Origin of the sequence: Desulfogranum mediterraneum DSM 13871 (assembly GCF_000429965.1) — a bacterium.
Taxonomy (GTDB): Bacteria; Desulfobacterota; Desulfobulbia; order Desulfobulbales; family Desulfobulbaceae; genus Desulfogranum; species Desulfogranum mediterraneum.
This window is the reverse complement of sequence record NZ_AUCW01000048.1, coordinates 1-12751: the sequence shown is the minus strand read 5'-3', so window position 1 is coordinate 12751 and position 12751 is coordinate 1. Positions and strand designations below refer to the sequence as shown.

Genomic DNA, 12751 nt, shown 5'->3' with positions numbered 1-12751 from the left:
CGATCCAGCCATGTGCGTTCTTTTGTCACCATGCCCCCATCCCTACCGTCATGCCTGCCTCCGCGGGTATGACGCTTGATGAAGTAAAAACAAAAAAATCCCCTACCCCGTAACTCAAGGGAGGAGGAAAAGTGCTCCAGATTTGCGCAGTTGTCGGTAGCCGCTATAGCTGCACCTATGCGGCTGCCGGCAACCGCGTGAAGATGGAGTACTTTTACCCTCACCTCAACTCAGCTGTTGCGCTTGGTCCCCTTATAAGTAAATGCCTTGGCAATCATCTTATAGTTGCCGCCCTTATCGATACCGATATCCTTGCCGCAGCTGCAGAAGATCCGGCCATCCCGCTCCACCGCACTGTAGAACTTGTCGATCCGGGCCTTATGACAGCGCAGCACCTCACCCGGACCGATCTTGTCGTATCGCCACAATTTTCGCTTACAGGCAGCACAGCGGATAATCAACATAGGTCGGGAGAGGCGGGCATCATGATCGGGTTATTCCAAGCCAGAGGTACGTTACCGGGCTGGTCTCAAATTCTCTGCCGTTCCCGCTCCAACTCCGCAGGATCGGCAAACTTCACCAGCCGAACCTTGCGGCTGCGTGGGAACTCGCGCTTGATCATCTCCTTGAGCAGGCGGGAGAGTCCGTCCCTGGTAGATACCACTTCCTGATCAAGATAACCACGCTCTTTTACTATAAAAGTGGCATCATCCTGACAGAGGACACTAATGGAACGATCCCGCTTGTAGGAGAGCAGCTCCACCCCGCCGGGAGCAGGGGTGGCGGCAAGCAGCTTGAGCACCTGTTGGCGCAGAGAGGCGATATTGATCAGGGCCACGAGAGGGAAATCCTTAGGCGTTGGTGAGAAGTTGAGAAATCAGTAGAAGATCCTGTCGAGCAGGGATTCCTGGGGCTGGGGCACCAACTCCTCCTCGGAGTGGGCATACTGGAGACCGACCATGGCCAGGGTATTCTCGTCCAGGGTCAGCCGATCTTCATAGCTGGAGCGGATGGTACGGCGCTGGGGGCTGACCAGACGGACCGAGAGATACATCACCCGGTTGCTCATGGTATAGGTCCCGGCAACCACGGCCTGGGCCCGCTGGCTGGCGGCGATCTCATCCAGGCGGCGGGAGAGCATGAACTCCCCCTGGTCGCTCTGAACCAGCAGATCGGGACGCAACTTCAACTCCTTGACCGTAAAACCCCGCTTGACCAGACCGGAGGTGATGGTATTCTGCAGATTTCTGCCGAAATCCGAGGTCTTATCCAGGTGTTGGTTGTCCACAAGGGTGGTGACCAGCAGCGGCTGATCCTCCTGGCGGGGAAAGAGCGGCGGGAAGGATTCCCTCACCAGGGTCTCGGCAATGGTATCGCCCAGCCTGACCAGGTTAAGATCTCCCCCCAGCACCGGTTCCAGCCTGGTACCGTTGAGATTGCTGCAGCCGCCGAGCAGCAGGGCAACGCCGAGCAGCAGGGCCCAGCCTAAGCTCGAAAAACAGGATCGCACGGTTGTTGTCCTCATTGGTTCACCTCAGGAGCCGGTCAACTCGATCTCAGCGGCCGGGGTCGCCTGACGGTACTGCCAGAAATCGGCATCATTGATGTAGTAGATATCGGAGCTGCGCATGATATAGCGGTTATTGTCCACGATGGAGGTGGTAATGATCACCTCGTAATGGCCGTTGATCACCGAGGTGGTCCGGGCGGCATCCACTGCACCGGCCAGGGCCAGGGCAAGGATGTCGGCCGGGGCATGATGCAGGACCACGATGGCGCCGGTCAGAGCGGTGAGCGCCCCGGGAGGGGGCCATTGATAGGCTGGGTCCTGATGATAGAGCACCTGGACCTTATAATCCACCACCAGGCTGTCCTCCTCGGGTTCGACCCTGGTGGGGACGCCGAAATGGACCAACTGGGAGACCAGCAGGTCATTGAATCCCTCGTCAAAGGGAAAGGTCTCGCCCGGACCGCACTGGTCAGGACGGCCGCAGCTGTGCCGCACGTAGACCGAATCGAGCAGGTAGCCCCGCTCGATCAGCTCCATGTTTATCCGGTTGGCCAGGTCGGCTGCCAGCACCTCCCAGTGATGGGCGGCCTGGATCTTCTGCTGGGTGGAGTAGACATAGCCCGTTGGCTGGGGAGAGCGAAGACAGCCGGCCGCGCAGAGGCAGCAGAGGGCTGCAAGCAGTATGGAGACAAACCTGTTCATGATCCCCCTAAAGAAAGAGATGGTTGAGGCTCCGGGGAGCCGGGGTATTCCGGCCCAAGGGAAGCTGGGAGCTGCTGCTCCCTCTAGATCGGCTGATTTCCCGCTCAGCCATAGTTTTTTTTAGAGATCCCGCCTCAAAGCAGCTGCTCCAGCCGCCGTTCCAGCTCGGGTTGGCCTGCCGCCCCCACCACCTGATCCACAAGCTGACCGTCTTTGAAAAAGAGCATGGTGGGGACGCCGCGAATCTGGAAGCGTGAGGCCAGGGTCTGGTGGGTCGAGGTGTCCAGCTTGCAGACCACGGCCCTGCCGGCAAAGGAGGCGGCGATGTTCTCCACCAGGGGCGCCACCATCTTGCATGGTCCGCAGGTGGGCGAATAAAAATCCACCATCACCGGCAGGGGCGACTGCTCGACGATGCCGCCAAAGTTGGCATCGTTCAAACCGATCACCACCCCGGTGCGTGCAGCCCCCTGGAGACTGGCTCCGCAGCGGCCGCACTTGGCCTGGAGGTGTTCTTTTTCCGTTGGCACCCGATTCTTTGCCGCACAGTCGGGACAGACGACCAAGGCAGTAGTCATGGTATTCTCCTTCTGGTCCTTATGATCCTTATTATCCTAATAGTCCTTAGAATCCTTATGATTTGACCTCCAGCACGCATTGATCGTCAACACGCCCTTCTCCCTGCAGCATAGCCAAAGTGGAGCAAAAAAAGCAAGCAATCAGCGACAGTTGCTCCCCCAGGCTCCCAGCCTGTCCGCCCGAATCCAGCCCAGGAACCAGCGCCCGGCTTCTGCAGGAGCAAAACCAGAATCTACCCAGGGGACCAGGGGACTGATTTTATTTTTCGGCGCTGTACAGCCCAAGACTGATCCAGCCGCACCAGCAGACTGAAAAAAAACAGTCCCCCTCAGCACATGGCAGAAAAATTTAATCTGTCGCCCGGGTTCTATAGATGAGGAAACAGCCACCCCACCGGATGCCCGCCTGCACGGGCATGATGCCGAGACCAGCCGCTAGATGAAGCGCTCCATGATACCGTCAAGCACCTGATCCATGTTTGCCACCGTGGCGCCCAGTTCGGTGCAGACCTGGGCCGCCCTGCCCCGCAGCAGCGGATCGTCCAGATCCGCCACCCGGCTCAGGCAGTGGGTCCGCCGGCCTATGGCAAAGAGCAGCTGTTCTTCGGGAGCAAGGGCCAGGAAGCGCTCCACCGGTTGGATCATCGCCTCCTGATCCGCGGGAAGCTCCCCATCCACCTCGGTAAAGAGGTTGAGCACATGATCACTCTTCACCCTGCTGGTGATCCCCTCCAGGGAGCGGAGAAAGAGGAGCAACTCGGCCGCGGTCTCCACCTCGCCCATCTTATCAAACTCGCCTGCTCGGTACTGCCGGGTCAGAGGCGCCTCCCGGGGCAGGGCCAGGGTGCGCAGCCGGATATAGTCGGGGTTGATCTGGTTGAGGGCATCGGCGCTCTCCAGTGCATTTTCCCGGGAGAGCGCCCGCCCGCCCAGCCCTGGGATATAGTATTCAGACAACTCCATACCCGCCCGCTTGATCTTCTGGCCGGCAAGCACCTGGGTGGCCTTGTCCACCCCCTTGTGGACCAGCTCCAGCACCTGATCGGCGCCGGACTCCATGCCGATGTGGATCCGATTGAGCCCTGCGGCCGCCATCCGGGCCAGATCCCGGTCATGGATCCGGGCAATGGTCTGGGAGCGGGCATAGGAGGTGATCCGTTCCACCCGGGGAAAGGCCTGACGCAGCCGCTCCAGGATCCGGATCAACTCGGCCGGCTTGATGATCAGGCTGTTGCCGTCCTGGAGAAAGATGGAACGCATCCCGCCGGCCACGAAGCTGTAGGCCGCGTGCAGGGCCTGACGATCTGCGCAGGCCCCTGCCGCCACCCCTGGGCTCCGCCCTTCCCGGTCAGCCAGGACCTGCTCCACACAGGCCTGGACCGTGTCGATGTCCCGAAGCACATGCTCCAAGGGCCTGCGGCTGAAGGTCTCTCCCTTGTAGACCGGGCAAAAGGTGCAGCGGTTCCAGGGGCAGTTTCTGGTGATCCGGATCAGGAGACTCTCCGCCTCGCTGGGTGGCCGGATGGGCCCCTGTTCAAATCCCTGATACGATTCCACGTGCTTCATATGAGCTCCTGCCTTTTCCGGCTTAAGGTCTTCCGCTTAAAGGTCATGGGATGGTAGGTCTACTGCCAGCTTCCCTTAAGGTAAGCAAGGAGTCCGGAGATTGCAAAAAAAGTATACGGCTCAAGGGCTCCCTGCCAGCGCAAGGCGCAAGGCAGCAGCGCTCAGCGGGCCTTATAAAAATATCGATTCAGGTCAAAGAGGCCGGCGGTCTGGGGTTGATCACGGTTGAAACGCTCCTGGAACCAGTCATAGACCTCCCAGAACCCCTCGTTGGCCCGGTTGACCCCAAAGCTGTCCAAAAGCGCCAGCTGCTCCGGGCTGGACTCGAAGCCGGCGAGCAGCTCGAAGAAGGCGGGCAACTCCTCCACGCCCAGGTCAAAGTAGTAGTTGGGGTAGGAGCCGACAAAGCCGGGAATAAAGTCGGCCTTATCCCTGGCCGGGTCGAGGGTATTCTTTTCACTGAAGAGGTAAGTGACGTTGTCGTGCCAGCGGTTGATCACCATGGAGACCACCGCGTCCTCCTGGTCGGGTATCCGGATGCGGATATGGGCCAGGTTGGCCTGCTCTGCCTGGACATAGCGGAAGAAGGCGGTACCCGGCGCAGCCACGGCGCTAAAGCCCTGGATATAATCTTCCAGCTGGCGATACTGCTCGGGCAGGGGCGGATGCTCCTGATCGGCCAGCCGATAGTTATGATCAAAGGTGATCCCGAGCTCCGCCGGGATATGCTCCCTGACCAGTCGCTCCAGCAGCTCCCGCTTGGGCTCGGAACTGGAAAATTCGATGGCAGCCGGTGCCTGGGTGGGATAGTAGCCCACCTCCTTGAAATCAATCCCGTGATACCACTGGCGCATGGTCGGCTCCCGCAGTTCCTGGGGCAGGAAGTCGAGGAAATAACTCTCGCCCTCGATCCGCAAACGGTCCATATAGAGGCGGACAGCCAGCTGATGGCCGGCGGTGCCATAGACATCAAAGCCTGCCACCAGGGAGTAGTAGATCCGCTCCAAGAGGGGAAAATCGATCAGCCAGGCGGTGCGGGGCAGCTCACCCAGCACCCCCTTATGGACCGAGGCACTGTCAAAATGGCGGAAAACCGTGAGCAGGGGCGCATCCTGGCTGCGGCCTCCGGCCCAGATGGTCTCCAGGCCCTGGCCCTGGTAATGGTAGCTGGAATAAAAATCCTGGCGTGCCTGGTAGAAGCGACGGGCGGCCTGGCTGTGTCTGTTGAGCAGGGCCCGGAAGAGGTGGTTGCCACTGCCCGCCTCGATGGGCATGGCCAGATCACTGCCATGGAGCCTGAGAAAACCGGGGTGACGGACCGTCAGGTCATGCTCGGGATCGAGAAACATCACCCAGAACTGGTCGTGGATCACGTTCAGGGCCACCTGCCCCTTGCAGACCGGACCGCGGATAAAGGTCATGATGATGTAGTTGGCATTGTCCAGAAGGAACTGATAGCGGGCCCTGGCCGGTATCTGTTCAAAAAGCAGGAAGGGGTTGGCGCTGAGCTTCGGCTCGTAGCCCATCACCCTGGGCTGCTGGAGCCAGGGGGGCTCGATGAAGAGTTGACTGATCCTGGCAAACTGCTCCTGGTCCATGGGAAAAACCATGTGGGTCTTGTGGACGATGGTGGAGTGGACCCGGCGGAAGCGATAAAAGAAGGGATCCGGGCCGGGGTCGTCATAGGGGCGCACCGTTGGGATCACCTGGATGGGCTCGCCTGCCGGGGTGCGGGAACGGACCAGCTCGTAAAAGGCCCCGGAACCGGTTCTGAAGGTGATGTGCGCCAGGAAGAGGTGCTCATAGAGGTAGCGGGCGGTCATCACCTGCTTGGGGTCGCTGCCGTTGAAGAAGGTCTGCCAGCGCTCCACCAGCTGACGGTCCTGGGGCTCCACCCGGGTCAGGAGGCTCTGCTCCTCAGGCGTGGGGCCATGGGAGCCCTGGGCCAGCCAGCCGGCGATGAGGTTATACTCTTCCTGCTTAAGGGGCGGAAAGCCAAAGGGCATGCCCCGGTTGGGGTGTTTTTGCAGGTAACTGCCCAGCTCGCTGCCGTCCCGGGCACAGGTCAGGTCGCCGGCCTCGGGAAAATAGTCCCCCCTGCTCCGGGGGTTGCTGATCTTATGGGAGAGGAGCTGGAGCATCAGGGAATTGTTGTAGCCGCTAGCCGGCTGATCCGTACCCTGGAGATCGCTGCTCTGACCATCCTGGCCGGCTTGACCGGCGCTGTTCTCGGTGACGCTGAAGAACTCCCGCTGCCGCCACTGCTCCGTGGTCTGGGCATCGACAAACAGGCGGCTGGGCTCCATGGTCCGCAGCCGGGCGCCGTTATAGATCGCCTTCTTGGTGGCACCCCGGTCCAGCCCCTCATAGGAGCTGAGCTTGAGCTGACAGGGCGAGTTATAGCAGGAGTGACAGACCACGCAGCGCTTATCCAGGATCGGCTTGACCTCCCTGAGATAGTCCACCCGATGGGTGGGGATGGTGACCAGCACCGGGGACGGCGCCTTCACAGCACAACCGGCAAGCATCAGCACCAGACCGGTAAACAACAGCAACCACCTGACCATACCCTTTCTCCTCTCCTCAGTTAGACCTGATTACATCTTGCCTGCACCGCCGTACCGCCCTTCCCTTGCTGGCAGCTGTTCAATCAACCACCCGAAGGCGGGGGCACGGTTAAGCCGATATCAAAGGCCTCATGACAGCTCGGGCAGATAAACAGCCAGCGAACCTCCTCCCCGTCCCGTTGAAACATCGAATGGAACCCATCCCGATACCCGCAGGCCGGACAGACCCTGAACTCCTCTGCCAGCTCCATCTTCGTCCTCTTGATCGCCACCTTGCTCCTCCTGGTTAAAGGACACGCTCCTCCTAAGTTGTTCCCGGCAGGAGCCGGCTTTGCCAAACCCTACGCTTCTCATGGATTCCCGCCTGCGCGGGAATGACGCTTCAACTTAGAATGACGCTTCAACTTAATCTGGATCTGCAGGGATAGAGCCTCTTTATCGCCTTACTGCAGACCGATAGAGCCCTAAGCTCAATTATACTCATGCCCTCGCCTCTACCGTCATGCCCGCGAAGGCGGGCATCCAGGGTTGCTCCGCATATACTTCCAATCTTCCACGCCTTGCCCACGAAGGATGAGTCCATCTCTCCCATTGCTCGCCAAGACGAAGCCGCAGGGATCCTTCCCCACTCCTTAAAGACTGGATTCCCGCCTGCGCGGGAATGACGACTCCGGAGTAAGGCTGCTCCCATCACGATCAGACAGGCTCAGGCCCTGTGAGATTTTCCAGTCACCCCTCTGTCACGCCCGCCCGAGTACCCCTTCTGTTTCCGTCATGCCCGCGAAGGCGGGCATCCAGGGTTGCTCCGCATATACGTCCAATCTTCCACGCCTTGCCCACGAAGGATGAGTCCATCTCTCCCATTGCTCCCCAAGACGGAGCCGCTGGAATCCTTCCCCCACTCCTTAAAGACTGGATTCCCGCCTGCGCGGGAATGACGAACTCCCTCTTCATCCGGATCTACAGGGGATCTCCCTGGCTTCCAGTCTGCTCAGGAAGGATGACGACTAGAACCGGCGACTACAAAAGCCCCCCAGGACAACAGCTGACAGAGCAATGAATACCCTACCCGGACCCTCTTTATCGCATCCTGCGGACCGATAGATATAGGAGTTCTTTGACCCCCATGCCCTCGCCCCTACCGTCATGCCCGCGAAGGCGGGCATCCAGGGTTGCTCCGCATATACGTCCAATCTTCCACGCCTTGCCCACGAAGGATGAGTCCATCTCTCCCATTGCTCGCCAAGACGAAGCCGCAGGGATCCTTCCCCACTCCTTAAAGACTGGATTCCCGCCTGCGCGGGAATGACGAACTCCCTCTTAAACGAATCCCTCTTCATCCGGATCTGCCGGGGATCTCCCTGGGTTCCGGATAGCTCAGGAAAGGACTGCGCAGGCATGCGGGGCGATTGCGTGGGAATAACGGAGTCCGGATATGGCCCGACAGGCCACCCCTCTTCCGCCCGGCAGGCCACCCCTGTTCCCGGCCACTACCTATAGCGCTTCTGCCACCAGTACTTCAACCGTTCCATGATGGTCACCTCGGCCGGCGCCCCCTGGGGGTGGTAGATCCGTTGATCCTTGATACCATCGGGCAGGTACTGCTGCTCCACGAAGTTGCCCGGATAGTCGTGGGGATAACGATACTCCTTCTTATACCCCAGCTCCTTCATCAAGCGGGTGGGGGCGTTGCGCAGATGCAGGGGCACGGGCAGGTTGCCGGTCTTGCGCACCAGGGCCTGGGCCTGATCGATGGCCAGGTAGGCGGCATTGCTCTTGGCCGAGGTGGCCAGGTAGATGGCGGTCTCGGAGAGGATGATCCGCGACTCGGGCATCCCCACCTGGGAGACGGCCTGGAAACAGGAGGTGGCCAGGAGCAGGGCATTGGGATTGGCCAGGCCGATATCCTCGCTGGCCGAGATCACCAGGCGCCGGGCAATAAACTTGACGTCCTCCCCGCCCTCCAGCATCCGGGCCAGCCAGTAGACCGCCGCATCGGGATCACTGCCCCGGATGGACTTGATCAGGGCCGAGGCAATATCATAGTGCTGCTCCCCATCCTTGTCATACATGGTGGGGTTTTCCTGCAGCTCGGCCAGGACCAGCTCGTTGGTGATGGTGACCGGCCCCTCGGGCTGGGCATTGATCACCAGCTCCAGGATGTTCAAGAGCTTGCGGGCGTCGCCGCCGGAAAACTTGAGCAGGGCCTCCTTTTCGCTGAAGCAGATCTCCCGCTGGGCCAGGGCCGTGTCCGCCCGCACCGCATGCTCCAGGAGCTCGTCCAGCTGCTCGTCTTCCAGGGGTTTGAGCACATAGACCTGGCAGCGGGACAGCAAGGGGGAGATGATCTCAAAGGAGGGGTTCTCGGTGGTGGCGCCGATCAGCACCACCGTGCCCATCTCCACGGCAGCGAGCAGGGAATCCTGCTGGGACTTGCTGAAGCGGTGAATCTCGTCGATGAAGAGGATGGGGCTGGGGGCATAGAAGAGCTTCTGCTTTTCCGCCTGGGCAATGACCTCCCGCACCTCCTTGACCCCGGAATTCACGGCCGAGAGGGTATGGAAGTGGCGGTTCAGCTGGCGGGCAATGATCTTGGCCAGGGTGGTCTTGCCCACCCCGGGAGGTCCCCAGAGGATGAAGGAGGACATCTGCTCCGAGCTGATCATCTTACGCAGCACCCCGCCAGGGCCCACCAGGTGCTGCTGACCCAGATAGTGGTCCAGGGTCTCGGGTCGAATCCGTTCGGCCAGGGGCCGGCTGAGAAGCATACTCATGGTTCCCCTCTCAACCCTGGTAGTGCCTTAGAAAGTCGAGGACCTGGGCAAAATCACCCCTGAAGATAGTGTCCTGACTCTTTCTGCGGATATGGTGGTCATACATGGGATCATAGTAGTCGCTGAGCAGCTGGGCGATCCAGGTCCGGTGACCGTCTGCCTCGCCGCTCTCCAGCTGCCGGCTGTGGGCATCCTGCTGGAGTGTCTTGATGGCCCCTGCACGCTCCCGGCCCAGACGGTTTGCGATCTTGTCCACGCAGTGGAGCATGGTCTCCAGCCATCTCTCCACCCCGCTCTCCGCTCCAAAGGCCTCTCTATACTCCTGCTGGCCGTAGAGCACATACTCCTCATAGGTGGTCTGGATCCGCTCTTCCAGGGGCACCTCCAGGAGCACCCGGGGAAAGGTGTTGAAGTAGGCGGCCAGTTCCTTGGGCAGGTAACAGCGCCCCACATGGGTGCCCTCGCTCTCCAGGACCATGACGGGATGGCTGGCATGATCGTGGCGGATCAGGGCAGAGGCCAGCAGGTTTTCAAAGTCTGCCTGGCTGGGCTGGGGATCGATGAAGCGGCCAAAGGATGAACCCCGGTGGTGGGCCAGCCCCTCCAGGTCGATACTGTTGGCCAGTTTCTTGAGGAGGATGGTCTTACCGGCCCCGGTGCGGCCGCCCAGGATCACCGGTTTACTGACGACCCGGGCCGGCTCCAGGCGACTGAGCAGGAAGTTGCGCACCGCCTTGTAGCCGCCCTTGAGGCGCGGCAGCGAGCGATCACAGGCCTGGCCGATCCACTCCTGGCTGATCTGGGAACGCATCCCGCCCCGGGCACAGAAGAGGAGGGCATCGGGATGTTGATCGATGAATGCACCCCAGGCCGCAATGCGCTCGGCCTTGACCTCGCCGCTGACCAGACGATGCCCCAGGGCCACAGCCGCCTCGCTGCCCTGCTCCTTGTAGCAGCGCCCCACCCGGTGGCGCTCATCGTTGTTCATCAGGGGCAGGTTGACCGCCCCGGGTATGGTCCCGCGCTCATACTCCACCGGCGCGCGCACATCGATCAGCGGCCTGGCGTCCACCACGAGTTGTTGAAAATCGTCTTCTTGGTTCACTGCTCTTCCTGTTGCTTTGCCTGTTCGCAGACTTTGGCCGCCGCGCTTGCACCGGCAAAGGTCTGATAGATATCCATTGAGCCCCCATCTATGCCTGCAACGCCTGAGAATAGCAACCCTCTTTTTGCAGGATGCAGGAATTTACCGCCAGCAGCCAGCAACAGTGACCCAGGGCTGGCCCACGATGGCGGGAAAAAGAAGGGGGACAAGGGAGTAAAGCAGAAGGTGATGCAGAACGAAAAGACCCAGCCAGGCGAGGCCTGAAGGCAAAAGCAATCCGGCAGCCCGTTCAAGGCCGGAAGCCAAGCACCGGCACAGGACCCGGAGGCGGCTCCTCTTTCCTGCGAATCACCCGGTACATGGTATTGATCAGGCTAAAGAGATGCTGATCCTGCTCATCCATCTCCCTGATCCCGGTCTCATACGAGCTGCGCCACTTTAATTGATCCATCCAATCACCTGAGAGGACAAGGGTTGGCAAAGACAAAATTCCTTATATCAGGTTATAATAACACATTTTAACCGCTTCACAGGGGCATCAGCCAAGATTTCCCCAGGCCAAAAAGTTTAGCACCATCCCGGATCCTTACCCGTGCGGAAACAACGATTAGCAAAGCACCAGGGCCCCACGACATCACCCAACAGGACAAGGAGATCTTTGCCCCTCATCTCCGCGCCTCTATGGTGTTTTAGTGGAGAGGACAGGATTGACTCAGGTCTAAAAAAGGAATAACATATGTCTACATTTAGACTTTCAGCGAGGTGTACCATGGCACTCCCCTTATTACGGGAACGAGACTTAAGCATTCCCGAGGTGATCAAAGAGATAGAGAATGGACTCCCTGTCTCATCGTTTACCACAGTCCGCAAGGACCTTGGCTTGACCGACAAAGAATTAGCCCAAATTATCAGAATACCCAAAAGTACACTGGCGGCCAGAAAGAAAAAGGGTCGGCTCTCTTTTGAGGAATCAGAGAGACTGTATCGAATTGAGCGCTTATTGAACAAGGCCGTACATGTCTTTGGCGATCTCGATATGGCCGGAAAATGGCTGAAACAGAAAGCCTATGGCCTCGGAGACATCCCACCGCTTGAGTTTGCCCGGACTGAGATTGGGGCAAGGGAAGTCGAGCGATTGCTCGGCCGTATTGAGCACGGAGTGTTTTCTTGATGGAGATCGTTTCATGTCGCCTGGTCAAGCAAACTCATCTTAGATCAGCATTTGATGGGGAAGGTGCTCGGATATATGGGGGGCGATGGAACAGTCCAGGGGTCCCGGTCGTGTACACCTCTGAGTCACTGGCCCTGTGCTGCCTTGAAATATTTGTTCATCTCCCATCCTATAGCCTGCTGCATGACTATGCGTATATAGAAGCCTCTTTTCATGCTGATCTGGTTGAGGAGGCTCCCCTCATTGATGGATGGGACGCTCGACCTGTATCTCATGTTTCGCAAACCATAGGTGACAGGTGGGTAAAAGAAAACAGGCGCCCGGTTTTACGGGTACCCAGTGTGGTCATCCCTGACGGAAGCAACTACCTCCTCAATGTCAATCACCCGGAATTTAACAAAATCAAAGTTGGCACGGCCAAGCCAGTAGATTTTGATGCTCGTTTAAACAAGGAGTGACTGGCGTTTTTTTAGGGGGGGGCAAGCCCCTCTTGGCCTGGATACCTAACCACAAAGAAGCTCCCTGCCCCATCGGCCTGCAGCAAGGCGACATCTATCCTGACACAGGGGGAAGAGGAGCTATCCCAGCAGATCCAGCATAAGAGGAACCGTCATTCCCGCGAAGGCGGGAATCCAGAGTACCAGCAAGGCACCTGGAACTTCCCAGTCATCATTTTGCGCAGCCTCGAACCCCGGCATTTTAAGCAGGAGCGAAGTCCTAAGCAGGATGTCCGGTTTTTCTGGATGCCCGCCTACGCGGGCATGACGGTAGTGCGAGG

Annotated in this window: 14 protein-coding genes; 2 read left to right on the top strand and 12 right to left on the bottom strand. The window is 59.3% G+C overall.

Features of this window, described 5'->3' with window-relative positions; all coding sequences use genetic code 11:
* Positions 1-230: 230 nt before the first annotated feature.
* The 11 genes from G494_RS0114175 to G494_RS26895 form a co-directional block, all read right to left on the bottom strand.
* The gene (locus tag G494_RS0114175; RefSeq protein ID WP_028585065.1) at positions 231-464 is read right to left on the bottom strand and encodes a hypothetical protein; all 234 of its coding nucleotides are present in this window, start codon (positions 462-464) and stop codon (positions 231-233) included.
* Positions 465-529: 65 nt separating this feature from the next.
* Positions 530-838 carry a hypothetical protein gene (locus G494_RS0114170; protein ID WP_028585064.1) on the bottom strand — a complete coding sequence of 103 codons (309 nt, stop codon included), beginning with the start codon at positions 836-838 and terminating at the stop codon, positions 530-532.
* A 39-nt stretch (positions 839-877) separates the two neighbouring features.
* Positions 878-1525: a FlgO family outer membrane protein gene (locus G494_RS25605; protein ID WP_153305884.1), complete on the bottom strand. Its 648-nt coding sequence runs from the start codon at positions 1523-1525 to the stop codon at positions 878-880.
* 9 nt (positions 1526-1534) lie between these two features.
* On the bottom strand, positions 1535-2212 hold the full coding sequence (locus G494_RS23640) for a hypothetical protein (protein WP_051305716.1): 678 nt from the start codon (positions 2210-2212) through the stop codon (positions 1535-1537).
* A gap of 134 nt (positions 2213-2346) precedes the next feature.
* Complete coding sequence (locus tag G494_RS0114155) at positions 2347-2790, bottom strand: thioredoxin family protein (RefSeq protein WP_028585063.1); 444 nt, start codon at positions 2788-2790, stop codon at positions 2347-2349.
* Between the two features lie 435 nt (positions 2791-3225).
* Positions 3226-4356, bottom strand: a complete 1131-nt coding sequence (locus G494_RS0114150) for a radical SAM protein (protein ID WP_028585062.1) — start codon at positions 4354-4356, stop codon at positions 3226-3228.
* Positions 4357-4517: 161 nt separating this feature from the next.
* Entirely contained in the window at positions 4518-6923 is a 2406-nt protein-coding gene (locus G494_RS23635; protein ID WP_028585061.1) for a fatty acid cis/trans isomerase, read from the bottom strand.
* Positions 6924-7006: 83 nt separating this feature from the next.
* Positions 7007-7195, bottom strand: coding sequence for a hypothetical protein (locus G494_RS27270; protein ID WP_028585060.1), 189 nt, complete (start codon positions 7193-7195; stop codon positions 7007-7009).
* A gap of 1218 nt (positions 7196-8413) precedes the next feature.
* Positions 8414-9691, bottom strand: a complete 1278-nt coding sequence (locus G494_RS0114130; RefSeq protein WP_035246690.1) for a replication-associated recombination protein A — start codon at positions 9689-9691, stop codon at positions 8414-8416.
* A gap of 16 nt (positions 9692-9707) precedes the next feature.
* Entirely contained in the window at positions 9708-10802 is a 1095-nt protein-coding gene (gene mnmH / locus G494_RS0114125) for a tRNA 2-selenouridine(34) synthase MnmH (RefSeq protein WP_028585058.1), read from the bottom strand.
* Between the two features lie 289 nt (positions 10803-11091).
* Entirely contained in the window at positions 11092-11253 is a 162-nt protein-coding gene (locus tag G494_RS26895; RefSeq protein ID WP_153305883.1) for a hypothetical protein, read from the bottom strand.
* A 318-nt stretch (positions 11254-11571) separates the two neighbouring features.
* On the opposite strand from G494_RS26895, the gene parS reads away from it, so the two are divergent.
* Both parS and G494_RS26270 read left to right on the top strand, forming a co-directional pair.
* Positions 11572-11973, top strand: coding sequence for a type II RES/Xre toxin-antitoxin system antitoxin (gene parS, locus G494_RS23630; RefSeq protein WP_161629997.1), 402 nt, complete (start codon positions 11572-11574; stop codon positions 11971-11973).
* The gene (locus G494_RS26270) at positions 11973-12431 is read left to right on the top strand and encodes an RES family NAD+ phosphorylase (RefSeq protein WP_084456856.1); all 459 of its coding nucleotides are present in this window, start codon (positions 11973-11975) and stop codon (positions 12429-12431) included. The genes parS and G494_RS26270 overlap by 1 nt, the downstream gene beginning before the upstream one ends.
* 120 nt (positions 12432-12551) lie before the next feature.
* Here G494_RS26270 and G494_RS27440 read toward each other — a convergent pair.
* Positions 12552-12751 (bottom strand): hypothetical protein (locus G494_RS27440; protein WP_035246687.1); only part of this gene is annotated, 200 nt, incomplete at its 5' end.